Origin of the sequence: Erysipelothrix sp. strain 2 (EsS2-7-Brazil) (assembly GCF_016617655.1) — a bacterium.
Classification (GTDB): Bacteria; Bacillota_I; Bacilli_A; order Erysipelotrichales; family Erysipelotrichaceae; genus Erysipelothrix; species Erysipelothrix piscisicarius.
The window spans coordinates 75,007-98,991 of sequence record NZ_SCFT01000004.1; the positions used below are offsets into that span (position 1 = coordinate 75,007).

The following is a 23,985-nucleotide window of genomic DNA, read 5'->3' on the forward strand; positions in this document are numbered from 1 at the left end:
ATTATAATAATCCTCGTTCCATGAGTTCGCTACGATAGCGGTCTGCGTCTTCAAAATCTTTGCGTGCTTTAGCATCATTCCATTGCTTAAACAGCGCTCTAGATTTGTCATCAAGGACAATTCTTGAATAAGCAATACCAAGAACATCCAACATTTTCTCCACAGTCACAATATATTTAGATACCTCTTCACCATTAATTTCACGTTGGCGCACTGCAGCATTTAATTGTTTCACGGTGTCAAACAGGACAACATTCGCATTCGCGACATTTAAATCATCCGCCATGGCGTCCATAAATTGATGATAGCGTACATCATCAAATTGTGGGCCAATATGATATTCCATCTTTTCAAGTTCAATATATGCTTTGTTTAGTCCTTGGAAGATACGATCAAGTTCTTTCTGAGTTTGTTCAATAAGTTCTTCCGTAATATTTAATGTGAGACGATAATGTGTCGACATAAGCAACCACCGTGTAGCATTTTCACCCAATTTATCAATAAACTCTTGGGCCCACATAACATTACCGATTGACTTACTCATTTTTTCACCATCAATATTTAGCATCGCATTATGAATCCAATAATTCGCAAGATCATGATTATGGAGTGCACGGCATTGTGCTGATTCATTTTCGTGATGCGGGAATTTTAAATCTTGACCACCGCCATGAATATCGATAACCTCTTGTTTAAATTCATTACCAATCATAACAACACACTCAGTATGCCAACCCGGTCTTCCTTTACCCCATGGTGCATCCCACTTAATGCCATTATCCTTTGTATCTTTCCACAATACAAAATCAAGAGGGTTTTCTTTGCTGCTGTTTTCCTCAATTCGTGCACCTACCATCAATTCATCAATATTTTGTGAAGAAATGGAGCCGTATTCTTTTGCTTTAGACACACGAAAATAAACATCTCCATTGGATGCATACGCATAACCATGATCAATTAAGTCCTGAATAAACGCAATAATCTCTGGCATCGTACTTGTTACTTTTGGAGTTGCTTGAACGTAATCTGCATGAAGTCCTTTACGAACTTTTTCATAGGCCTCAATATAACGATTTGAAATAACCGATTCATCAACACCTTCTTCTAACGCTTTCTTAATGATTTTATCATCAACATCCGTGTAATTCGATACAAGTTTAACATCATACCCAAGTGCCGTTAGAACGCGTCGCAATAAGTCAAATACGACGATTGGGCGTGCATTTCCTATATGTGCATAGTTGTAAACAGTTGGTCCACAGACATACATGGATACCTTCCCTTCCTCAATCGGTGTAAACTCTTCAAGCGAATTTGATTTCGAATTATATAACTTCATAATAGCCTCCAAACCTTTGCAATAAGTATATCATAAATCGTCTTTATTTAGGCACACTTCAAATATAAAAAAAGCTATCCAAATGGATAGCTTTCAAGATCATAATTGAATCAATTAGAATTTTGAAGCAACGTAATGTGCTGTACGTACTAATTGGTTTGTGTATGATGCTTCGTTGTCATACCATGAAGCAACTTTAACTAAGTTTACACCACCGATTGATGAAACTTTAGTTTGTGTTGCATCAAATAATGAACCGTAGCTCATACCAATGATGTCTGTTGAAACAAGTTGTTCTTCAGTGTAACCGAATGATTCGTTAGTTGCTGCTTTCATAGCTGCGTTTACTTCTTCAACTGTTGTTGCTTTTTCAACTACTGCTACTAATTCAGTGATTGAACCAGTGATTACAGGAACACGGTGTGCTCCACCATCTAATTTACCTTGTAACTCAGGAATTACTAAACCGATTGCTTTAGCTGCTCCTGTTGAGTTAGGGATAATGCTTTGTGCAGCTGCACGTCCACGACGTAAGTCACCTTTAGGATGAGGACCATCTAATGTGTTTTGATCGTTTGTGTAAGCATGGATTGTTGTCATTGTTCCTGAAATAATACCATACTTGTCATTTAATACTGCAGCCATTGGAGCTAAGCAGTTTGTTGTACATGAAGCACCTGAGATAACTGTTTCGCTACCGTCAAGAATTTCATGGTTTGTGTTGTAAACAACTGTTTTGATGTCGCCTGTTGCTGGAGCTGAGATAATAACTTTACGTGCTCCTGCTTCTAAGTGCATGCCAGCTTTTTCTTCTGTTGTGAAGAAACCTGTACATTCGATAACTACGTCAACACCAAGTTCTTTCCAAGGTAAGTTTTTAGGATCGCGTTCGCTTAAAACTTTGATTTCGTGTCCGTCGATTACGAAAGCTCCGTCTTTAACTTCGATATCATGTTCGAAACGTCCTTGTGCTGAATCATATTTTAATAAATGAGCTAATGTTGCTGCATCTGTTAAGTCGTTGATTGCCACGATTTCCATGTCTTTTGAACCTGTTAATAAACGTGTTGCTAAACGACCAATACGGCCGAAACCGTTAATTGCTACTTTAACTGTCATAGTGTCTATATCCTCCTTATAATTGACATTCTTATTATATACCATCTCAACCAATTGTCAATTGTGAGCCAACTAACAATCTATAAAAAATCCCTATTAAACAGTGGCTTCCCAAAGGCATGAAATGCCGAATACGCACTGATAATTTTTATATGATACAATCGTTCAAATAATTCTTTATCATTAACACGCGCAATAAGAAAAGGTGCCTTTACACGCTGAGCCTCCGTAAATATTTTATCCAGTCGCTCCGAAATTGAAGCATGAAGACGAACATCTTGAACAGAGCGCGAGACAAAGGCAAGAAGGCGTACTAAAGAACCACTCTTATCATAACAGCACTCTAACACTTCTACCGAATGAGGCCCATTTGTAACAATTGCATAGGCAATTAAAACGCCATTTTCTTGAAGTCCAATAATTTGGCCGTTTTGTTCTCGCATTGTTTTTTTGAGTTTTCCAAAATAAACTTCGTCCCGTACAAAATTCGCAGTGAAATGACTTGTGAATCGTCGATATACTTCTAACAGACTTTCTGGGCTTGGATCTCTAACAATCCCTTCCATTCCTAATGCAGGAAGTGAAATTGCTGGGATTGTATAAATATAGTTTTCCACAACTGTCTCAAATCCAAATGGTTCAAACCATTCCGGATGATCTGTGTGACACAATGTAATGATATCTGTCTTTGAAACATCTTCTAAGATTGTTTCAATCAGTGTCGTCATCGTTTGAACCAAGACATTCGGTCTTATAAAACTCCCAACGAGATAGGAAGCTTTAATATTTTTATCATGTAACGATAGGACTTTATCATGAACTTGGATTGCAGCCAAAATCTCGTCATAATCATTTTTGGATACATAACATTGATCTTCATGATAAAAATTATTAAAATACGCATCGACTGCACCGCGATTGAGGTTTGGAAACGCATCTTTCCACAATAGATTTAATTGTTTTTTATCTGCAATAACTGCTTTCGAGATCATCAAGCATCCCCTCCCTTAATCACTATTTATTTTCTTGATCTGTGACATCACGTGTTGTATATTCTACATCGATAACATCGCCGTTATGATTATCCGAATACGATTGATCTGTATGCGAACTTTGACTCCCATAAAAATCTCGAGAAGATCCTCGAGGACGACGCACTTCTTGGATTACACGTACAATCGTACTAATAACCCAAATGATGACGACAATACCCAATAATTGGGGTAAAATCTTGATAATAATCATTGTTATAAAGAATAAAATTAAAAACGAAATAATAGAACCCATAATAAATACCGCCTTTTAATAATTATAACACGAAAAAAAATGTCAATACCACTTTTAGCGCGGTTCACTAATCATCACATAATGTCGGTTTGAAGTAGCGAATAGATACATATATCGATATAGCGTCCCGCTTCATACTCCGCTTGCCTCAACGTCCCCTCATACTTAAATCCTGTTTTATCCAAGAGTCGAATGCATCCTTGATTTTCAGGACAAACTTTTACTTGGAGTCGATTATAGTATTTGAAATTGAACGCATAATCAATTGCGTATTGTAATGCTTCCGAAAGAATTCCTTGATTCCAATATTCATATTTGAGTTTAAAACTGACTTCAATGCAGTTAAAATCCAGATCATAGTTATAACACCCTACATCGCCGATATAACAGTCATTTTTATCTGAAATAACCCAACGAAACCCATCAAAGCTGGTCTCAGATTCTTTAAAGCGATGGATTTCCTTTAATGCCTCGTCATGATCTTCAAAGCGACCCATTCCATAATATTTCGTAACACGTTCATCACACATTATCTGGAAAAGTTCGTGTGCATCATCATCACGAGCTTCTCTCAAGTTAAATTTTACACCTTCATAATGCATCAAGATGCTACCTCTTGGTCTAATTTATCTGCTAATTCAATTATTTTTTTAAAACGGTGTTGTAAACCTGATTTACTAATGGTTGCATTATGTTCTTCTTCATAGTATTCAATAAGCTCGTTTAAACTTGCTTCAGGATGATTCATGCGTAAATCACCCACTTGAATTAATCGCGCTTCAAGTTGATTGTAACGATTATGTTCAATAAGTTTGTAAATTGCATCCAATTGTTGACTTCCGGCTTTAATGGTTTTGACCTCATTTGCAACTTCGCAATTATCAAGTCGTGTTAAGGAGTTTTTAAAATCGCGCTGAATGCGGATATCTTCAAATTCCAAAGTATTAACATGAGCGCCTGTTATTTTTAAGAAATCCGCAATTTGGTCTGCTGCCTTAACATAAACAACTTGACGATTGCGGCGGGTTGTTATTTTAGCGGTGATGTCAAAACGATTGAGTAGTTTTTGTAGATAACGCGCAAGTTCCTCGCCTTCACACGTTATTTCCATATGATAATTTGCAGTTGTTGGCGCATTAATGCTTCCACTTGCCAGAAATGCACCCGCAAGATAAGCACGCGCACAGCATTCTTTAAGTGTAATTACGCTATATGGTGTGCTTCGCATGCCTTTCGACGAATAAATTCCCAAATCTTCCAAGATTTCCATACCGCGATCCATAACACGGAGAACATAGACATTATTTTTCTTTAATTTTTGTTTTTTAACAACCGTCAAGTCAATTTCGACCTGGTAACGTTCTTTAAGAAGTGAAAACAATCGTTTCGCAATTGCTGCATTTTCAATCTCAATTTGAATTTGCATGCGCTTATTCGCAATAATCAAATTTGAATTGATTTGTAAGAATGCCGATAAGAATGCACGTTCACAACACTCGTGATAAATATTTGTGGATATTTCATGTTTTACTTCACTGCTAAAGGACATCCAATCACCTCCAGTATTTCATAGAATCCCTCACGCACACGATCATGATCATGACGGATTTTTCCATTCTCAAAATTCAATAAGTTTTGGTCTACAACGGTATACGTATGAACCGAACTTCTAAAGTAAATTGGATGAGAATCTTCATTTTCGTAGTTTTGAATTACATCAGAAGGAATTTCATCAACACAACGTACAACAAGATCGACAGGTTTTTCGATATGTTTTACAATTGCATTCACATGATCTTCCCCACTATAGCCATTTGTTTCTCCGGGCTGACTCATTGCATTGCAATAATACACAATCTTCCCATTACTTTTTTGCAGTGCTTCTTTTATTTCTGGAATGATGATATTTGGAAGAATTGAGGTATACAACGAACCAACACCTAATAAGATCACATCCGCTTCAAGAATGGCTTGAATCGCCTGATCTGTTGCATGTACCGGCTCATCGTAGTAAACACAGTCAATTGAGTTCGCATATTTTGGAATATTCGATTCTCCGCGGACAATCGTTCCATCTTCCATCCGTGCACATAATGTAATGGTTTCTTCGGATGAAGGAATAATGTCACCCATCACATTTAAAACTTTTGAAACCGATGCAACCGCGTCCATAAAATCGCCAGTGGTATCTGTAAGTGCCGTAAGGATTAAGTTCCCAAGATTATGACCTGCAAGGGTTGACCTTGAATCTTTACTAAAACGATAGTTCATAATTTGCGACAGCAAATTTTCCGACTCCGCTAAAGCAAGCATCACATTTCGAATATCACCCATAGCTGGAACATTAAAATCTTCTCGCAATCGCCCAGTACTACCACCATCATCAGCCACCGTAACAATCGCACTTAACTCCAGTGATTCTATATGTTTTAAACCTCTTAATAACGCAGATTGCCCTTTTCCACCACCAACTACCGCGACCTTCATTACTCTTTATCCTCGGGCATATCACGGTGGTCTTTTAAGGTATTATATTGTTTGTCATAATTTTCATAGAGCCAATTCACAATCGAAACAGATCGATGTTGACCACCTGTACAACCAATTGCAACAGTTAACAAGTGCTTTGACTCTTCGATATAACGTTCAAATGCGTAATCTAAAAAGTGTGTTAGATATTTTAAAAATTCTTGTGTTTTTTCATCGTTGATTACGTAGTCAAAGACTGGTTTATCATTCCCCGTCATAGATCGCAGAGATTCTTCCCAATATGGATTGTTTAAGAATCGCACATCGAAAACAAGGTCTGCATCCATTGGAAGACCTTTACGATAACCAAACGAAATAAAGCTTAGGGATAAGGATTGATTTCCCTCTATTTTAAAGAACCGCTTAATGCGTGATGTTAGATTTTGTTGTGTTAAAAATGTTGTATCGATGATAATCGATGCGCGTGACTTAATATTTGAAAACTGTTCGATTTCCGCATCAATGGCCTCTTCAAGCCCATTTGCCAGATTCGCAACAATTAATGGATGATTGCGTCGATTATACTTATAGCGTAGCAGAAGTTGTTCTTTACTCGCATCTAAAAACAAGACAATCAACTCACACTCTGAGTTCTTGAATGTACGATAGAAAACATCGAAATCTGCAGCATTCACACTTAACGCAAGATTGCTGTAAGTCCCATCTTTCATCGCCTCAATATCTCGTACAAGATCTTCAATCATAAATACTGGAAAACGATCAATACAATGGTACCCCATGTCTTCTAAAACAGCCATGGCGCTTGTTTTCCCTGCACCTGATAGACCTGTGACTAAAACTACTTTTTGTTTTTCCATGTTCCACCTCTTACCCCAATTATAACAAAAATCTAAGGCTATGCCTTAGATTTAAGATCTTGTATATAGTGAAATGCATTTTGTGCTGCAATTGCACCATCACTTGTTGCAGTAACAATTTGACGTAAATGTTTTTGAATAACATCACCGGCTCCAAAGATGCCTGGAATTTCAGTTTCAAGTTGATTATTAACAATTAAATAACCTTCATTATCTAAAACATTTAAATCTTTTAGGAACCCTGTTGCTGGAATCGCCCCAATGTAAGGGAAGACACCATCTGTTTCAATTACTAGTGGTTCTCCTGTTTCAACATGTTCAAATTTCATCCCTGTTAATTTCCCATCGCTATCGATATAATCAACGGGAATATGTTTTTTAATTACATTAATTTTATCGTTGCTAAATACTTGGCGTTGTGCTGAATCATCACCTCGGAAGACATCTCTACGAATTACAAGATTAACTTCACTTGCAAACTGGGTTAAATAGACAGCTTCTTCAAGGGCTGAATTCCCCCCACCAATAACAACAACTTTTTTATCTCTAAAGAATGCACCGTCACACACTGCACAATAAGATAGACCGTGACCTAAGAGTGCGTCATCTTTTTCAAATCCTAAAGTACGTTCATTTGTCCCCGTTGCAACGATGACAACATGAGCACGGTACTCCGATCCATCTTCAGTTTTGATTACTTTATAATCCCCTTCATCAACAATGCCATTGACATTCCCGTAAAGGTATTCTGTTCCATAAGCGGTCGAGTGCTCAAACATTTTCATCGATAAATCGACCCCCGCAATATTATCCACACCGGGATAGTTTTGGACTAAGTCCGTCTTAATCATTTTTCCACCTGGGGCTTCCGATTCCAACATTGCTGTTTTCAAGCCAGCGCGTCCTGCATAAACCGCTGCCGTCAAACCTGCTGGACCTGCTCCAATGATGACTACATCATAGTTATTGTCCATTCATGATCCTCCTTCAATATTTCTTTGATTTCCATTAAATCCGAAATCATACGATTCGGTTTACTTTCTTCTAAATCCTTCTCACGTATTTTATCAAATACGTATCCGATAGTAAATGAACCTGCCCGCTGTCCTGCGAGAATATCTGAAGCAGTATCTCCAACATAAATTAATTGTCCACGATCTGCATGCATCAACTCGAGTGCTTTATCGATGCCCGCAGGATCGGGTTTTACGGGTTCAAATTGATCACATCCTAATACCACTTCAAAAAGTTCAGGGTTGATACCCGTTACTTCCATCCCAAGTTCAAGTGTCGATGTGATTTTATTTGAAACAACACCCATACGATATCCATCATTTTTAAGATCTTCCAATAATGGAATCGCATGTTCCATAGGAACAACATAAGCGTCATGCAGCTCATGATTGATCCGACGGTATTCTTGGATTATTGCCTCAATGTCAGCTTCTTCAAAATAGTTACTAAACGTATCATGAAGTGTTGGTCCTAAAAAGGATTTCATTTCTTGTTCGCTGAGTTTATACTCAGGCTTGTATGTTTCAAACACGCGACGGAACGTCTCCAAAATGCACGCTTGTGTATTCGCAATGGTTCCATCAAAATCAAATAGAATAATTGGTTTCTGACGTTTAAGGTATTTCTTAAAAAGTCCCATGTATCCAGCCACACCAAGTACTACAAAAATAATTGAAATAAATTGTGCAACTCGAATTGGACCAAACATTAAACTGTCTGATCGAAATCCCTCAATGATAAAGCGGGTTGCTCCATACCACATCATATATGCGAAAGTTAAGTCGCCGCGCTTAATCTTACTGAATCGTTTGAGTACAAATACAATCAGAATCCATCCAATAATATTTGCAACACTCTCATAGAGGAATGTTGGTTGACGGAATGCTCCATCAATATACATCATATCTTTAAACCAAATTGGAAAATGATTATAGAAGCTTTCTTGAACAACACGTCCATAAGCTTCCTTGTTCATAAAATTCCCCCATCGACCGATAGCTTGTGCAAGGAGAATATTTGGAATAATGAGATCTGCCCATTGAATAAAATTTAGACGTCGGCGCTTTGTAAACCAATAGCCAAATGCCACCCCTGCAATTAAACCCCCTTGAATCGCAAGTCCACCTTCATGGATTGCAAAGATGCGTAAAGGTTGAGAAAGGTATGTCTTAAATTCAAAAAACAAAACATACCAAAGACGCGCGCCCAGAAAACCCGCAATGAGCGAACCCATGAATAAATCTTCGATATCCTCTTTTTTATAACCTACTTTGAGTAAATTTCGTTGACTTATAGAATACGCTAGAAATGCACCAGACATTATCAGTATTGCATACCACGCAATATTTACAGGTCCAATTTGAACGAATGTTTGAGTATTTGGAAAAAACTTAATCATCAACTTGCTCCTTTGCTTGACGTTTAATAAAATCCATTACGCGCTCATCAAAAAGTTCTGCGCTATTAATTCCTCGTTGTTTAAGCATATGATCACGTACAGCGGATTCAACGAGTACTGACATATTACGACCTTCTTTCACCGGGAATACAAGGTGCGGTATTTTTAGTCCCAATGCCTCATAAGGCAGTTGTTCTTCAATACCGGCTCTAAGGTATTGCTGGTTGTCATCCCATTTTGTAAACTCAATTACAAAGTTAATTTCTTCTTGTTCCAGATATGAGCGGACCCCAAACATCTGGCTGACATCGATAATTCCAATTCCACGAATTTCGAGCATTCCACGTAATAACTCGGGGGCTGTTCCCATTATTTTATTTTTAACACGGGTAATATCTACACGATCATCGGCAATTAACGCATGACCACGTAAGACCAATTCAAGTGCGACTTCACTTTTACCCATACCACTCTCACCAATAATAAGTACACCTTTTCCAAAAACGTTCATTAAAACACCATGAACATTTCCTGTCGGTGCCAAGACCTCATCTAAAAACGTAACGATTTCCACCATGATATCTGAACTTGGTCGGTCTGTAACAAACACGGGGAAATTCTTTTTGTTCGCAACATTACGAAGGGTTGGCGGACATGGATTGCCACCTGTAATTAACGCGAACGGTGTTTCTTCATTCAAGATTGTATCAAATCGTTCGGCCTGTTCGGACTCATCCAATGTTTTGATAAATGAGGATTCTTTATTCCCAATTATGACTACACGTTTTGGTTCTGCATGTGCATAAAACCCCGTTAATTCCAAGCCAGGTCTGTTTGTATTCGGAAGAGTAATTCGTCGTTTTAACGATTCTCGGTCTCCCGCCACTTGTTCAAATCCAAAATGATGTACGAGTGTTTTTACACTGCATGAAACTCTTTCTTCCATAAACTACCCCTTTTCTAAGACCCCTTTAAGATAATGTCCAGTATAGCTGTCTTCGACTTGGCAAATGTCTTCAGGTGTACCACAAGCAACAAGTGTTCCACCTCCTTCACCGCCTTCTGGACCAAGGTCAATAACATAATCCGCATTTTTAATAACATCAAGGTTATGTTCAATCACAACTACGGTATCACCATTATCCACAATACGTTGTAATACTCCCGTTAGTTTTTCCACATCATAACTGTGTAAACCTGTTGTCGGTTCATCAAGAACAAACATCGTCTTCCCAGTAGAAGGTCTTTGAAGCTCACTCGCAAGTTTAACACGCTGTGCTTCCCCTCCGGATAAAGTGGTTGCTGATTGACCCAGTTTAATATAACCCAGTCCGACATCCTGCAACGTTTCAAGTCCTTTTCGAATTTTCGAAATCGGTGCAAAGAATTCCGTCGCCTCATCGATACTCATATCAAGAATATCAAAAATTGTTTTTTCTTTATAATGAACTTGGAGTGTCTCATCGTTATAGCGCTTACCATCACATTCACTACATTTAACAAATACATCCGGTAAAAAGTGCATCGAAATCCGTTTGACTCCATCCCCTTTACACATCTCACAACGGCCACCGGCAACATTAAAGGAGAATCTTCCTTTATCATAACCGCGCATTTTGGCCTCAGGTGTTTTCGCAAACAAGTCACGAATATCATCAAATACCCCTGTATAGGTTGCAGGGTTAGAACGTGGTGTACGTCCAATTGGATTTTGATCAATTGTAATTAATTTATCAATATTATCGAGACCTTTAATTTTTTTATGTTTACCAGGTTTTACACGTTGTTTTCCAAGCGCATGATAAACGGTTTTGCTTAAGACCTCATTAACAAGTGACGACTTACCACTACCACTTACACCTGTAACTGCGATAAATGTTCCAAGTGGAAACTTAACATTAATTCCTTTTAAGTTATTTTCTTCCGCACCCATAATTTCGATTTTCTTTTTATTGCCTTTACGGCGTTTTTGAGGTGTAGGAATTCTTCGTTTACCACTTAGATACTGACCGGTAATTGAATTTTCGTTTTTTAAAATCGATTCTAGGGGGCCATTCGCAATAACTTCTCCACCCAGTGCGCCCGCTCCCGGTCCGATATCCACGATCCAGTCCGCAGCTTCCATCGTCTCCTCATCATGTTCCACAACAATCAAGGTATTCCCTAGATCACGCATGTTCTTTAGCGTCTCAATAAGACGCGCATTATCACGTTGATGTAGACCAATTGAGGGTTCATCTAAAACATAGAGCACGCCCGTAAGGCACGACCCAATCTGGGTGGCAAGACGAATTCGTTGAGATTCTCCACCTGAAAGACTTCCTGCAATACGGTCTAACGTTAAGTACTCTAGTCCTACATCCTTAAGGAATGTTAGACGTGAGACAATTTCTTTAATCACAAGCTCAGCAATATTTGCTTTCATCTCATCGAGTTCTAAATGATCCATAAAATGCAGTGCATCACCAATCGATTGTTCAGTAAATTGACTAATGTTTAATCCGCCTACGCGCACGCTTAAGGCTTCCTGATTCAGACGTGCACCATGGCACTCTGAACAGACAGCTTCACCCATAAACGAACCATACCATTCTCGCGATGATGAAGATGTCGTATCGCGATGACGTCGCTCAATTAAACTTACAACCCCTTCGATGGGTTCGTTACGGTGAAAACTATTTCCCGAACGCGATTCAATAACATATTTTACGGGCACAACACTTCCGTAGAGTAAAATATCCATTTGTTTTTTCGTTAATTTATTAATGGGTTTATCAATATCAACTTTCGCAAATTGAATGAGATGCTCAAATGTCTGCCACTCGATATTTTGTGAATTCACAATATTTTTATAGTATCGAATCCCACCTTCAGAAATCGACAAAGTCGGATCAGGAATTAAGAACTCAAGATCTACTGATTGCGTCATGCCTAAACCATTACAGTTGTGACATGCACCCATGGGTGAGTTGAAAGAAAAAAGACGTGGTTCGATGGATGCAATGCTGAATCCACACTCCGGGCACGCAAAATTACTTGAAAACACCATATTCTCCTCGCCATTTTTCACGAGTACAACTCCATTACTCAATTTTAAGGCAGTCTCTAATGAATCACTCAATCGATAACGGCTGTCTTCCTTCTTAACAATTCGGTCAATGACAACGTCGATATCATGACGATTATTCTTTTCAAGTGCGACTTCTTCATCCAACATAACTAAAGCACCATCAATGTACGCACGGACATAACCTTCTTTACGAAGATGATCCAGTAAATCGCGATGTTCTCCCTTTTGTGCTTTCACAACCGGCGCCAAGATTTCAAGACGTGTTTTATCTTCAAGCATCATAATGCGATCAACCATCTGTTTAATCGTCTGAGACGTAATTTCGATATTATGCGTAGGGCAATAAGGGATACCCACTCGAGCATACAAAAGACGCAAGTAATCATAAATCTCCGTTACTGTTCCAACAGTGGAACGAGGATTATTACTTGTTGTTTTTTGATCAATTGCAATCGATGGAGAAAGTCCTTCAATTAACTCAACATCCGGCTTTTCCATATTTCCTAAGAACTGACGTGCATACGAACTGAGTGACTCGACATAACGACGCTGTCCTTCAGCATAAATCGTATCAAACGCTAAACTCGTTTTACCAGACCCAGAAAGGCCCGTCATAATTACAAGTTTATCTCTTGGAATCTCAAGGCTAATATTTTTTAGATTATTCTCTTTTGCACCTTTAATGACAATTTTATTGTTTTCCATATCTCTCACCTACTGAACAAATTATAACATGTTTCTTAACTCCACAATACCGCTTTACTCACCGTTAATCTGATTTAAGACATAAGTTGAAACATCATGGTATTCATGACGATCATATACAAAAGTTCCATAATCTCCTACGCGATCAGCAACTACCGAGAAGATTGTAAGCATGGACTCCAACACAATGACACACTGCTCTTTTGAACTTAAGTTATACGTTGAAAGTAGCTTTTCCCACATACTCGAACTAATATATCGATCAAGATGTTTATAATTCTTCCCAACACTCAAGGAAAATTCTGTTTCAAATCCAACTTGCCACGTAATCATTTGAAGCAACATTCCGCGCATCAATGCAAGGTGGTCCATTGCGTAAATTGGCTCATGGCGCTTGATACCTTTAACGACATAAAAGGATAACCACAACATCTCATTAATACAGTCACGGTAACTTTGCTCACTTGGCTTACGAACCCAATAATCTTGATCACTTGCAGGAAGGACACCGGATATAATGGAATCCTTATCCAAAATGATGGATACTAGATGATCTTCCTGAAGATAATCTTCAAGATTCTCGATGGATACAAATGTGAAGTCGATACGAATCCCGTCTTCAAACTGAACCAAGTAATGATAGTCTCGAGACTGTGTTTGCCCAAACAGCGTAAAATCATCGGGTCTTTGCATCATCAATATCTTTCCAAAAGGTTCCAACCATGATTGATGATTTTTATAATATTCGATGTCATCGACTATGTATGCAATATCATAATCTTGCATTGCATCTTTTTCGATATTTTTATTTACCCGTGAACCATTCATCGCAACAATTCGAATCTGTGGACTTGATTCCGCTTCTTCCAAAATTACAGTCATAATTTCAGTTTCAGTTCGCATAGCACGCCTCCTCTGGTAATAAATAATTACCATTTTTAAGAAACCCTATCACATTACTTCGTTCCAATATTTGATTTCAAACAAATCAACATTCTCTTCATTTAATTCTATTATCGCATGAGTGCACAAAAACTACAAAAAAAGACCAAGTTTCCTTGGTCTACAAGCTTGCTTTCATCTCCATAACAATATCACGAAGTTGAGCTGCTCTCTCAAAATCAAGAAGTGCCGCAGCTTCTCGCATTTCTTTCTCGAGTTTTTGGATAAGTTCATCCACAGCTTTTTTATCTTTACGTTTTCCTTTATTATTGCGGATACAATGTGTCAATTCAGCGGTTTCTTTCCCTGCAATTACATCACGAATTTCTTTTTTAATGGTTTTCGGAGTAATGCCATGTTTTTCGTTATACGCAATTTGGATATCGCGTCTTCGTCTCGTTTCGTCAATTGTTTTTTTCATGGAATCCGTTATTTTATCTGCGTACATAATAACATGACCGTTTGAATTTCGAGCTGCACGCCCTACAATCTGAACAAGTGATCGATAGGATCTTAGGAATCCTTCTTTATCGGCATCAAGAATCGCAATAAGACTTACCTCAGGAAGGTCTAACCCTTCTCTTAAGAGGTTAATCCCAACAACGACATCGTATTTTCCTAAGCGTAAATCTCTTAATATTTCAATACGTTCCAAAGTCTTGGTTTCATGATGAAGGTATGCGACTTTAATACCCGTTTCAAGAAGATAATTCGTTAAATCTTGAGCCATCTTCACCGTAAGTGTCGTGATCAGGACACGTTCATCACGCTCTCGACGTTCGAGAATTTGGTCAATTAAATCATCCACCTGTCCCTGACTTTTTTTAATTTCAATTGTCGGATCTAGAAGTCCAGTTGGTCGAATAATTTGTTCAACAACCTCATGATTCACTTTTTCAAGTTCATAATCGCCAGGTGTCGCAGAAACATATATCGTTTGTTTTTGAACACTTGTGAATTCCTCAAATGTCATTGGACGGTTGTTCATGGCACTCGGCAAGCGGAATCCATATTCCACAAGTGTGCGTTTACGGGACTGATCACCGTTGTACATCCCTCGAACTTGCGGTAATGACACATGAGACTCATCCACAACAAATAAATAATCATCAGGGAAATAATCGAATAATGTATAAGGACGTTGATTTGGATCTCGACCATCAATATGCATGGAGTAGTTTTCAACACCCGAGCACATCCCAAATTCCCGTAATGCCTCAAGATCATATTCAGTCCGTTGTTTGAGGCGTTGGTATTCAACCAGTTTATTCTCAGATTCAAAATAAGCAAGACGTTCCTGCAACTCTGCTTCAATCCGGTCGGCTGCAGGACGAATTTGATCCATATCTCGAGCATACTGATTTGCCGGAAAGATATCGTAGACTAAATAACCTTCACGAACATTCCCGGTAATGCGATCGACTTCCACGATTCGATCAATTTCATCGCCAAAAAATTCAACGCGAACCACGATATCGTCACGATCACCGCGAACGACTTCAATCACATCACCACGAACCCTAAATGTTCCGACACTTTGTTCAATATCATTACGAATGTACTGACGCTTCACAAGATCACGCATCAAATCTTCCCGCGAAATTTCTTGTCCAACGCGCATTACGTAAAGCATTTCTTTATAGTAACTTGGATCCGCAGTTGCATAAATACTCGCCACGGATGCGACAATGATTGTGTCACGACGTTGTAATACCGAGTTTTGTGCAGCGTGTCGCAGCATATCCAATTCTTGATTAATCATTGAACTTTTTTCGATATAAGTATCTGAGCCGGGTAAGTAAGCTTCTGGCTGATAATAATCAAAGTTTGAAACGAAGTATTCAACCCGGTTATTTGGAAAAAATTCTTTGAACTCTGAATAAAGTTGCCCAGCAAGTGTCTTGTTATGTACAAAAACAAGGGTTGGTCTGTTTAACTTCGCAATAACTTGACTTACTGTAAAGGTTTTACCCGTTCCAGTTGCCCCTAAAAGAACTTGTTCTTTTTTACCTTCTAAAATTCCATCTGTAAGTGCACCAATTGCTTTAATTTGGTCCCCTTTCGGTTCGAATTTGGAAACAAGTTCAAATTTATGTTCCTCTTTATTTGCCATTTTTCACAACCTCAATTGCTTTTTGTAACTGGACATCTCGAGCATTACGGTTACTTGACCACTCTGAAACAACCGAACTGTACAACTGCTCTTGAACGCTATGATCAATCGTATCATTTATCGTTAGATTAAGATTGGCTTTATATTTCATTAAGGCTTCTGATGTTTGGATATCATAATAGCCATCCGTACGGCCATTGTGGTATCCTAAAAATTTGAGCGCATTTTGAGTATACACAACCGCTTCATGCACTGCATCAACGTGTATTTCCTTAGAATCGTCTAACACGACAAAATTGGTATAGAAAATTGCCGGTAACTTCACTTCCACATCCGGTTTAATACCCGTACCGTGAATATTATTTCCTTTTGGTGAATTCCACTTCGCAATTGTTACTTTTAAAGCACTCTTATCAGGATATTCATGTTGTGTTTGAACTGTCCCTTTTCCATATGAATTAACCCCAACAACTTGAACGCCACGATTTTCTTGGAGTGCTAGTGTCAGTACTTCCGAAGCACTTGCAGATTTTTCGTTAATAAGTACTGCAATATTTTTGAATGGGTACTGATTTTTCTCACTATCTGTCACTTTATACACCTTCTCAGAATGGTTCATAAAGTCTTCTTTATAGACAATTTCATCATTATCAAAGAAAATTCGTGCAATGTCCTCGATAGCTTGCAAGTATCCGCCGCCATTATCGCGTAAATCAATTACGAGTTTATCGATGCCTTGCTCCAGAAATTCATCAAGATAAAGCTTCGTTGCATCCGCAAGATTTTTACCAAATGAGGATATTTCGATATAACCCACGCCATCACGAATCTCGCCCCAAACCAGTGCGTTAATCTTTCCACGTTTAATATCAAACTCGATCGGTTTTTGATCACGTAAGACTTCAACTTTAACTGAAGTGCCTTCCTTTCCCATGATTAATTCTTGAATTTTTTCACGATCTACGGTTTTAATTTCAACACCATCAACTTTAGAAAGGACATCACCCGCTAAAAGGCCAGCACCTTCCGCTGGGGATCCCTTAAATACACGAGTAATGATATTCGCACCATTTCCTGCGTAATATTGGACACCAATACCATCAAAATTCATGTTTATCGACTCATTTAAATTATTCATTTCTTCTTGAGTCATGTACGAAGTATGTTGATCTCCGTTTTTTTCAAGCATCCCTTTTATCGCATTATCAATCATTTCTGATTCCGGATGATCCATATCCGTTTTAAAATACCAACTTGCAAGCAAATCACGGTAAACACGATCAAAACGCTCTACGCCAGCATGAGCTTCTGTTGGCCCTCCCGCAAAGCTTGAAATTTTATTAAATTGAGTACCAAGTAAAAATGCAACAATAATCACGATTACGATTTTAAAAGCCTTGCGTCGTTTCTGTTGGTCTTTTGCTATTTCATCAGGCCATCGATGACGTTCGAGTTTTATACTTACTTTTTTATTTTTATCTTTCAATGAAATCACCTCAATATGGTTATAGTTTACCATAGACTCAGCCTTAAGCGTTAACATAGACTATGGTAAAAGTAATCTAATATAATCCTAGCATAAGGGAATAAGAATTCAATGTTATAATATTAATAATCACAAATAAATCACGGAGGACACATTATGAAACGAATTGCAGTTTTTTGTGGATCAAAAATGCCAGAATTGCCGATTTATCGCGATGAAGCGATACGACTTGCAACGTATTTTTCACATCATGGTATTCAATTAATTTATGGTGGCGCAAAAGTAGGGATTATGGGGCTTCTTGCGGATACGATGTTGCAAGAAGGCGGATATGTTATTGGTGTAATGCCAAAGGTTCTTGCGGATAAGGAAATCCTCCATGAAGGACTCTCCGAATCCATACTTGTGAAGGATATGCATGAACGAAAGGCACTGATGATGGATATGGCAGATGGGTTTATTGCTTTTCCCGGTGGATGTGGAACGATGGAAGAAATTTTTGAAGTCATTACATGGAATCAGATTGGAATTCATAACAAGCCTTACGGTTTCTTAAATATTAACCATTACTATGATGGGATTCAAACATATTTGGATACAGCAGCAAATGTCGGATTCTCATCACATGAACAGATTGATTGCATTATTTTTGAATCGAATTTTGATGCGTTTATCCGGCAAATGGAAGCGAAACTGATGGATTCAAAATTTGGATTTGAGCAGAAAAAAACTGAGTCTATTGAGCTCAGTTTTTTTAGTAGAGTCCAAGCGTTGATTGCGGATGTAATCGACATGGAACACCATAGCCTTGATCACAACGTCGACCACCACTGCTTGCAGATCCTGTCCCAAAGTTCATAGTACTATTCTCAGCCCATAAACTCCAAGCATCATAGATTGATCCCCCACCCATGTTAATGGTTTCAACATGTAAGTGAGGTCCGGTTGATGCACCGGTATTACCCGTGAGTCCAAGTACTGAACCTGGATGAACAATTTGTCCTTCCGAAACATAAACAGCACTTAAATGGGCAAACAGAATACCATAATTTTGGCCGTTTACGTGCACAAGGTATGAAATATAGTTTCCATAACCTCCACCACAAGCCCAGTTTCCTTCAGAACATCCGGAATTCGTTGCAATAACCATTCCAGTTCCTACTGAACGTGCATTGTTTCCATAATAGACTTCAAGATCCACACCCATATGAGGTGAGCCCCAGTCATACGCCCAAACACTGTTTCCTACTCGGTATACTCCCGGATCGAGAGGCAGTGAAAATCCACTTGTTGATCCACCACCCGTAGAGCCTCCTCCAGTTGATCCACCACCGGTAGATCCCCCTTCGCTTGATTCTCCACCTGTAGAACCATTTTCTTGAGATTCTCCTGATGACTCACCACCGGTAGAGCCACCATTTGATCCTTGCGAACCTGAATTATTATTTTGTTCTTGGGCAAGTTCATGAGCAAGTTGTTCTGCTAACGCTTTAATCTGAGTTTCATGCCCTGCATTAACATACTTAATTTCATCAAGTTCATCTTGTAATTCTGCTTCTTGTTTTTGAAGTTCTTTCACAATTTCCTCGACATGTTTCTCGTAGATCTTTGCAGTCTCTTTTTGAAGTTCGATGTCCTCTTTGTGAAGTTTAATTTCTTCACGCTCAACTTCTTGAAGTTTCTTATCTGCTTCAAGTTCGAGTTTGATTTTATAGATTGAACGTACAAGTTCTTCATTATAGCGTTTAATGGAACTCAATACTTCAAACCGTCGCACAATTTGAGAAAAATCTTCGCCCGTCATCATAAATTCAAAATAACCATTTACGCGTGTAGCAGATTGCGCATTTAACATATAGGATTTAACCTTTACGTCTGTCTCTTCAATCTTAGCTTGTCGTTCATCAATCGATTTTTGAAGCTGAACAATCTGTGCTTCAGAAACGCGAATCTCACCTTCGATTTCTTTTATTTTTGAATCTAAACTTGCGATTTGTTCTTTATATCCGCTTAAGTTTTTCATTTCTTCTGTTAAGTTTGCCTTAATATCTTTCTGAGATCCTTCAAGCGCGCTCAATTTTTTCTTATTTTCTTCAATTTGTGCGCGTCTTTCTTCTTGTTCTTTTGTTGTGTCTGAGGACGCAGCAAATACAGTTGTACTGATTGCAGGTGTTAACGTTCCACCAAGCACAAACAACGCAAGAAATATACACAGTCCATTTTTGATTATTTTTTTCATACAATCACTCCTATTTCGTAATAGTACAGAACTATGAACAAATCATAGACGAGTAGGATACTAGGCAAAGAAAGTACAAACGGAAATTTGTACTTTTTTCTATAATTAAATTCCTAATGTTTGTCGCGGATAAAGGCGACATGGAACACCGTAACCTTGATCACAACGTCGGCCCCCGTAAGAAGCCGGACCTGTTCCAAATTGAGGATCACCATTCCATCGATTCCAAGCATCTAAAATGGTCCCAGGTCCCATATCAATTGTTTCGACATGAAGATGTGGTCCGGTTGAAGATCCGGTATTTCCTGAAAGTCCAATTTGACTACCAGCAGATACTACTTGATTTTTTGAAACCGATACAGCGGATAGATGGGCAACAAGAATTCCATAGTTATGTCCCCCTACATTTACAATATATGAAATGTAGTCTCCATAACCTCCACCGCAACTCCAATTGCCTGGATAACAGCCTGAATTGGTTGAAACAATAAGTCCATTACCAACCGCAAATACCGGAGTTCCTTGACTTACACCTAAATCGACACCAGCATGAGCGCTTCCACCATATTCTTCTGGATAATGCCAAACATCGGCAGTGACGCTAAAGGTTCCTGATGGGAGTGGTAATGTAAAACCATTGCCACCTGTTCCAGGTGTTGAGGGAAACTGAAGTTCTTTAATACGTTCTTCATCCGCTTTGTTTTTGTCATTAATGCTCGCAATTTGCTCTTGGGCTTCTTTTTCTTTTTGATGAAGCTCTGTAATGACGGCGCGAACACGTTCCTCAAGAAGTTTTGCTTCTTCCTTTTGAAGTTCCGAAGCTTCTTTACGTAAAACAATCGCTTGTTTTTCTTCTTCTTGTTTTGCTTTATCTGCTTCCAATTCTGTTTTAATTTCATTCATTTCACGGATTAGATCTTCGTTATAACGTTTAATGGCGCCCATACCTTCAAGACGACGAACCATCTCAGCGAAATCTTCAGCACCCATTACAAACTCGAAATAACCGTTAACACGAGAAGATGATTGGGCATTGACCATATAGCCCTTAACCTTCTCTTCCGTTTCTTTAATCTTTTTCGCTCTCTCATCGATACTTGTTTGAAGGCGTTTGATCTCTTCTTCCGAAGTTGCGATCGCTGTCTTCATCGACTCAATTTCTGCTTCAAGATTTTTGATTTGTTGGCGATAATCATCCAACTTAGCGACTTCTTCAGAAAGTTGTTCTTTAATATTAGCCTGTTTCGCCTTTTGCGCCTCGAGCTCTTTCTCACGTTCAGCAATTGAATTTTGAAGTGATTCAATATCCTCAGCGTAGATTGGCACCGTAACAAACACGGGTGCCAGCACGCCAGCAAGCATCAATACTACTACTAATATGATTATAACATTTCTGAAAAATTTTTTCATCGTGACCACCTTAAGAATTTACCCACTGAGAAGAGACTTCCCAATGCTCCTACAACGATTCCAATTAATGCTAGAATCCCTGAGATTTGTAGTGATAATGGATAAACTGCAACCAATTTAAACATTTGCGATATTAATATACCGCCCGTTGCTTGATATAAGTATTGATATCCAAATATCGATATAACAATAGGAATTACTGCTCCGAGTAATCCAATTATCATCCCCTCGATGATAAACGGCCAACGGATGTACCAATTGGTTGCACCCACCGTTCGCATAATACTAATTTCACGACGACGTGAATGAATTGAAACACGTATCGTATTCGATATTAAAAATACAGCAATCACAGCAAGTGTGATTACAATAATAAACCCGATATTTCGAACTTGTTCAAGCATACCAAGGAAATCAGTTGTTCCGCTTCCTCCGTAACTTGTTTTATAAACACCTTCGATTTTCGCAATTTTATTTGATAAGTCTTTAATTTCATCCCCCGATTTGGCATTGATTAAAAACGCGTTCAACATCGGATTGTTTTCTCCACGATAACCACCGTAAAGACTTTCGGCATCTTCTGAGTCATTGGCTCGAATAAATGCATCAAGCTCGTTTTCTTTGGATGAAAACTTAACATCTAAAACTTCTGGTAATTGTTCAATTTGTTTTTGAATTTCATTAATCTGTGATTTTTCCTCATAATCATTCGAAATCTGAGCATGGATCTGAACACTTTGTTCCATTGATTTCGTAATTGTGCTAATGTTTACACTTAAAAATAGAAAGATTGACATTAGTAAGAGGGTCACAGTAACCGATGAAATACTTGATAGTGATAATGCAAAGTGTCGTGTAACACCTGTAAAACCATCTTTGATATGACGCCAGACTCTACCCATGGTTGATATATCCTCCCGCAGTCAAATCTGCCACCAAGTGGCCTTCATCTAAAGCAATTGTACGTTTTTTGTTTTTATTAACAATTTCAACATCGTGTGTGACCATTACGACTGTTGTTGCTTCTTCTTCATTAATGCGTTCCAATAAATGAATAATCTCCGTTGATTTATCGGGATCAAGATTCCCTGTTGGTTCATCACAAATAAGAACTTTGGGTCTATTTGCAATCGCGCGTCCAATTGCAACACGTTGTTGTTGTCCCCCTGATAATTCATTCGGATAAGCATTTGCCTTTTCAGTTAAATCCACAAGTCTTAAAACTTCGCGTACACGCTTGCGTAATTCAACGCGTGGTGTATTAACAACTTCAAGTGCAAAAGCAATATTCTCAAATACTGTTTTACGTTCTAATAATTTAAAGTCCTGAAATACTACTCCAATGTGACGTCGATAGAGCGGCACTTTTGAATGTTTTAATTTACCTACATTAAATTTCCCAACTTTAACGGTTCCTTTAGTAGGTATTTCTTCACCATTTAAGAGACGAATCATCGTAGATTTTCCTGAACCTGTCGGTCCAATGATATAAACAAATTCGCCTTGTTCAATTCCAAGATTAATATTATAGAGCGCGTTAACACCGTTTTTATACTGTTTTGATACATTTTCGAAATATAACATCGATCAACTCACTCCTTTTATCATGTGTTATTATATCACACCGTTTATGTCCATAATGTGAAAAAGTATGGTAGGCTATGTGATTGATGCCTTCATAAAGCCCTTCCCATGAACCTCCGTAGCATCTGATACAATCAAAAATGCATTTGGATCAACCTCTTTAACAAGACGCTCCAGCTCGACATATTGGTCCTTCATTAATACCGTTAAAATAATTTCACGTGATTCATTCGTATATCCACCAGTTGCCGGAATGCGCGTTGATCCTCGATCAATCATAGTATGAATACGATTTAAAACTTCATTTACTTCATCGGTTATAATAAATACTTGTTTTGCTTGCTCTCCCGAAATCATCTGAATCTTATCAATCGCTACCGCTGAAGTAAAAATTGATAAAAACCCAATCAGGACATTGTTCAATCCATAACTCTTTAGGCCTAGTAGTACTGTAACAGTATCGATAAGTGCAATCCATACAGAGACCTTAATCCCAGTATACTTTGATAGAATTAAGGGTGGAATATCCATACCACCAGTACTTGCACCAGTCCTAAATGTTAATCCCAATCCAATTCCCATTAATGCGCCTCCAAAAATCGATGCTAGTATTGGCTCAACGACAGGTGCGTATCCGACTGTTGATAGAAGGTTAATTAACAAAGGGGATAATATTGTGCTCGCTAGCGTTTTAATTGCAAATCGTTTACCTAAGAAAACCAACCCTAATAGAAACGATGATGCATAAATAATATTAATCATCAATTCTTTTTCAATCCCTATAAATGGGTAGAGCGCAACGGATACACCCGATACGCCCCCAGAAAGAATATTATTGGGTAGTATAAAAAATGTTACAGCTACCGCAAGTACAAAGTTTCCTAGAAGTAAAAATAGCAAGTCGCTTAAATGTTCTTTTATACGATCCATT

General features: G+C 38.4%; 21 protein-coding genes. 1 reads left to right on the top strand and 20 read right to left on the bottom strand.

Annotated features, from left to right (window positions below; translation table 11 throughout):
• Position 1: 1 nt before the first annotated feature.
• The 15 genes from cysS to EPJ90_RS03155 form a co-directional block, all read right to left on the bottom strand.
• On the bottom strand, positions 2-1,339 hold the full coding sequence (gene cysS / locus EPJ90_RS03085) for a cysteine--tRNA ligase (RefSeq protein WP_200542558.1): 1,338 nt from the start codon (positions 1,337-1,339) through the stop codon (positions 2-4).
• Between the two features lie 114 nt (positions 1,340-1,453).
• On the bottom strand, positions 1,454-2,458 hold the full coding sequence (gene gap / locus EPJ90_RS03090; protein WP_125164023.1) for a type I glyceraldehyde-3-phosphate dehydrogenase: 1,005 nt from the start codon (positions 2,456-2,458) through the stop codon (positions 1,454-1,456).
• 80 nt (positions 2,459-2,538) lie between these two features.
• On the bottom strand, positions 2,539-3,450 hold the full coding sequence (locus tag EPJ90_RS03095; RefSeq protein ID WP_161636777.1) for a hypothetical protein: 912 nt from the start codon (positions 3,448-3,450) through the stop codon (positions 2,539-2,541).
• 22 nt (positions 3,451-3,472) lie between these two features.
• The gene (locus tag EPJ90_RS03100; RefSeq protein ID WP_125164021.1) at positions 3,473-3,745 is read right to left on the bottom strand and encodes a hypothetical protein; all 273 of its coding nucleotides are present in this window, start codon (positions 3,743-3,745) and stop codon (positions 3,473-3,475) included.
• 74 nt (positions 3,746-3,819) lie between these two features.
• A complete protein-coding gene (locus EPJ90_RS03105) occupies positions 3,820-4,347 on the bottom strand; it encodes a GNAT family N-acetyltransferase (protein WP_125164901.1) in 528 nt (175 codons plus the stop codon).
• Complete coding sequence (gene whiA / locus EPJ90_RS03110; RefSeq protein ID WP_161636778.1) at positions 4,347-5,294, bottom strand: DNA-binding protein WhiA; 948 nt, start codon at positions 5,292-5,294, stop codon at positions 4,347-4,349. The genes EPJ90_RS03105 and whiA overlap by 1 nt, the downstream gene beginning before the upstream one ends.
• Positions 5,273-6,232 (bottom strand): gluconeogenesis factor YvcK family protein, encoded by a 960-nt coding sequence (locus tag EPJ90_RS03115; RefSeq protein ID WP_200542559.1) that lies wholly within the window; start codon positions 6,230-6,232, stop codon positions 5,273-5,275. The genes whiA and EPJ90_RS03115 overlap by 22 nt, the downstream gene beginning before the upstream one ends.
• On the bottom strand, positions 6,232-7,092 hold the full coding sequence (rapZ, locus tag EPJ90_RS03120) for an RNase adapter RapZ (RefSeq protein ID WP_161636780.1): 861 nt from the start codon (positions 7,090-7,092) through the stop codon (positions 6,232-6,234). Before rapZ ends, EPJ90_RS03115 begins: the two co-directional genes overlap by 1 nt.
• A 38-nt stretch (positions 7,093-7,130) precedes the next feature.
• Positions 7,131-8,066 (bottom strand): NAD(P)/FAD-dependent oxidoreductase, encoded by a 936-nt coding sequence (locus EPJ90_RS03125; protein WP_200542560.1) that lies wholly within the window; start codon positions 8,064-8,066, stop codon positions 7,131-7,133.
• Positions 8,045-9,505, bottom strand: a complete 1,461-nt coding sequence (gene lgt / locus EPJ90_RS03130) for a prolipoprotein diacylglyceryl transferase (RefSeq protein ID WP_200542561.1) — start codon at positions 9,503-9,505, stop codon at positions 8,045-8,047. The genes EPJ90_RS03125 and lgt overlap by 22 nt, the downstream gene beginning before the upstream one ends.
• Positions 9,498-10,451 carry an HPr(Ser) kinase/phosphatase gene (gene hprK, locus EPJ90_RS03135; protein WP_125164015.1) on the bottom strand — a complete coding sequence of 318 codons (954 nt, stop codon included), beginning with the start codon at positions 10,449-10,451 and terminating at the stop codon, positions 9,498-9,500. Before hprK ends, lgt begins: the two co-directional genes overlap by 8 nt.
• Before the next feature lie 3 nt (positions 10,452-10,454).
• A complete protein-coding gene (uvrA, locus tag EPJ90_RS03140) occupies positions 10,455-13,280 on the bottom strand; it encodes an excinuclease ABC subunit UvrA (RefSeq protein ID WP_200542562.1) in 2,826 nt (941 codons plus the stop codon).
• A gap of 54 nt (positions 13,281-13,334) precedes the next feature.
• Positions 13,335-14,183, bottom strand: a complete 849-nt coding sequence (locus EPJ90_RS03145; protein WP_125164013.1) for an aminoglycoside 6-adenylyltransferase — start codon at positions 14,181-14,183, stop codon at positions 13,335-13,337.
• Positions 14,184-14,343: 160 nt separating this feature from the next.
• The gene (uvrB, locus tag EPJ90_RS03150; RefSeq protein ID WP_200542563.1) at positions 14,344-16,335 is read right to left on the bottom strand and encodes an excinuclease ABC subunit UvrB; all 1,992 of its coding nucleotides are present in this window, start codon (positions 16,333-16,335) and stop codon (positions 14,344-14,346) included.
• Positions 16,325-17,878, bottom strand: coding sequence for a S41 family peptidase (locus EPJ90_RS03155; RefSeq protein ID WP_244660372.1), 1,554 nt, complete (start codon positions 17,876-17,878; stop codon positions 16,325-16,327). The genes uvrB and EPJ90_RS03155 overlap by 11 nt, the downstream gene beginning before the upstream one ends.
• A gap of 99 nt (positions 17,879-17,977) precedes the next feature.
• On the opposite strand from EPJ90_RS03155, the gene EPJ90_RS03160 reads away from it, so the two are divergent.
• Positions 17,978-18,682, top strand: coding sequence for a TIGR00730 family Rossman fold protein (locus tag EPJ90_RS03160; RefSeq protein ID WP_200542564.1), 705 nt, complete (start codon positions 17,978-17,980; stop codon positions 18,680-18,682).
• Here EPJ90_RS03160 and EPJ90_RS03165 read toward each other — a convergent pair.
• From EPJ90_RS03165 to EPJ90_RS03185, 5 genes are all read right to left on the bottom strand, one after another.
• The gene (locus tag EPJ90_RS03165; RefSeq protein WP_200542565.1) at positions 18,576-20,060 is read right to left on the bottom strand and encodes a murein hydrolase activator EnvC family protein; all 1,485 of its coding nucleotides are present in this window, start codon (positions 20,058-20,060) and stop codon (positions 18,576-18,578) included. The two genes, EPJ90_RS03160 and EPJ90_RS03165, sit on opposite strands and share 107 nt — an antisense overlap.
• A gap of 105 nt (positions 20,061-20,165) precedes the next feature.
• Entirely contained in the window at positions 20,166-21,470 is a 1,305-nt protein-coding gene (locus tag EPJ90_RS03170; protein ID WP_200542566.1) for a murein hydrolase activator EnvC family protein, read from the bottom strand.
• Positions 21,467-22,372 carry a permease-like cell division protein FtsX gene (gene ftsX, locus EPJ90_RS03175; protein WP_161636789.1) on the bottom strand — a complete coding sequence of 302 codons (906 nt, stop codon included), beginning with the start codon at positions 22,370-22,372 and terminating at the stop codon, positions 21,467-21,469. Before ftsX ends, EPJ90_RS03170 begins: the two co-directional genes overlap by 4 nt.
• Complete coding sequence (gene ftsE, locus EPJ90_RS03180) at positions 22,365-23,054, bottom strand: cell division ATP-binding protein FtsE (protein ID WP_125164008.1); 690 nt, start codon at positions 23,052-23,054, stop codon at positions 22,365-22,367. The genes ftsX and ftsE overlap by 8 nt, the downstream gene beginning before the upstream one ends.
• A 75-nt stretch (positions 23,055-23,129) precedes the next feature.
• Positions 23,130-23,984, bottom strand: a complete 855-nt coding sequence (locus EPJ90_RS03185; protein ID WP_161636790.1) for a YitT family protein — start codon at positions 23,982-23,984, stop codon at positions 23,130-23,132.
• Between the last annotated feature and the right edge of the window lies 1 nt (position 23,985).

Bases quoted from the DNA above. Each gene is read 5' to 3' on its own strand.
- cysS (WP_200542558.1), bottom strand. From the start codon at position 1,339: ATGAAGTTATATAATTCGAAATCAAATTCGCTTGAAGAGTTTACACCG.
- gap (WP_125164023.1), bottom strand. From the start codon at position 2,458: ATGACAGTTAAAGTAGCAATTAACGGTTTCGGCCGTATTGGTCGTTTA.
- EPJ90_RS03095 (WP_161636777.1), bottom strand. From the start codon at position 3,450: ATGATCTCGAAAGCAGTTATTGCAGATAAAAAACAATTAAATCTATTG.
- EPJ90_RS03100 (WP_125164021.1), bottom strand. From the start codon at position 3,745: ATGGGTTCTATTATTTCGTTTTTAATTTTATTCTTTATAACAATGATT.
- EPJ90_RS03105 (WP_125164901.1), bottom strand. From the start codon at position 4,347: ATGCATTATGAAGGTGTAAAATTTAACTTGAGAGAAGCTCGTGATGAT.
- whiA (WP_161636778.1), bottom strand. From the start codon at position 5,294: ATGTCCTTTAGCAGTGAAGTAAAACATGAAATATCCACAAATATTTAT.
- EPJ90_RS03115 (WP_200542559.1), bottom strand. From the start codon at position 6,232: ATGAAGGTCGCGGTAGTTGGTGGTGGAAAAGGGCAATCTGCGTTATTA.
- rapZ (WP_161636780.1), bottom strand. From the start codon at position 7,092: ATGGAAAAACAAAAAGTAGTTTTAGTCACAGGTCTATCAGGTGCAGGG.
- EPJ90_RS03125 (WP_200542560.1), bottom strand. From the start codon at position 8,066: ATGGACAATAACTATGATGTAGTCATCATTGGAGCAGGTCCAGCAGGT.
- lgt (WP_200542561.1), bottom strand. From the start codon at position 9,505: ATGATTAAGTTTTTTCCAAATACTCAAACATTCGTTCAAATTGGACCT.
- hprK (WP_125164015.1), bottom strand. From the start codon at position 10,451: ATGGAAGAAAGAGTTTCATGCAGTGTAAAAACACTCGTACATCATTTT.
- uvrA (WP_200542562.1), bottom strand. From the start codon at position 13,280: ATGGAAAACAATAAAATTGTCATTAAAGGTGCAAAAGAGAATAATCTA.
- EPJ90_RS03145 (WP_125164013.1), bottom strand. From the start codon at position 14,183: ATGCGAACTGAAACTGAAATTATGACTGTAATTTTGGAAGAAGCGGAA.
- uvrB (WP_200542563.1), bottom strand. From the start codon at position 16,335: ATGGCAAATAAAGAGGAACATAAATTTGAACTTGTTTCCAAATTCGAA.
- EPJ90_RS03155 (WP_244660372.1), bottom strand. From the start codon at position 17,878: ATGTTAACGCTTAAGGCTGAGTCTATGGTAAACTATAACCATATTGAG.
- EPJ90_RS03160 (WP_200542564.1), top strand. From the start codon at position 17,978: ATGAAACGAATTGCAGTTTTTTGTGGATCAAAAATGCCAGAATTGCCG.
- EPJ90_RS03165 (WP_200542565.1), bottom strand. From the start codon at position 20,060: ATGAAAAAAATAATCAAAAATGGACTGTGTATATTTCTTGCGTTGTTT.
- EPJ90_RS03170 (WP_200542566.1), bottom strand. From the start codon at position 21,470: ATGAAAAAATTTTTCAGAAATGTTATAATCATATTAGTAGTAGTATTG.
- ftsX (WP_161636789.1), bottom strand. From the start codon at position 22,372: ATGGGTAGAGTCTGGCGTCATATCAAAGATGGTTTTACAGGTGTTACA.
- ftsE (WP_125164008.1), bottom strand. From the start codon at position 23,054: ATGTTATATTTCGAAAATGTATCAAAACAGTATAAAAACGGTGTTAAC.
- EPJ90_RS03185 (WP_161636790.1), bottom strand. From the start codon at position 23,984: ATGGATCGTATAAAAGAACATTTAAGCGACTTGCTATTTTTACTTCTA.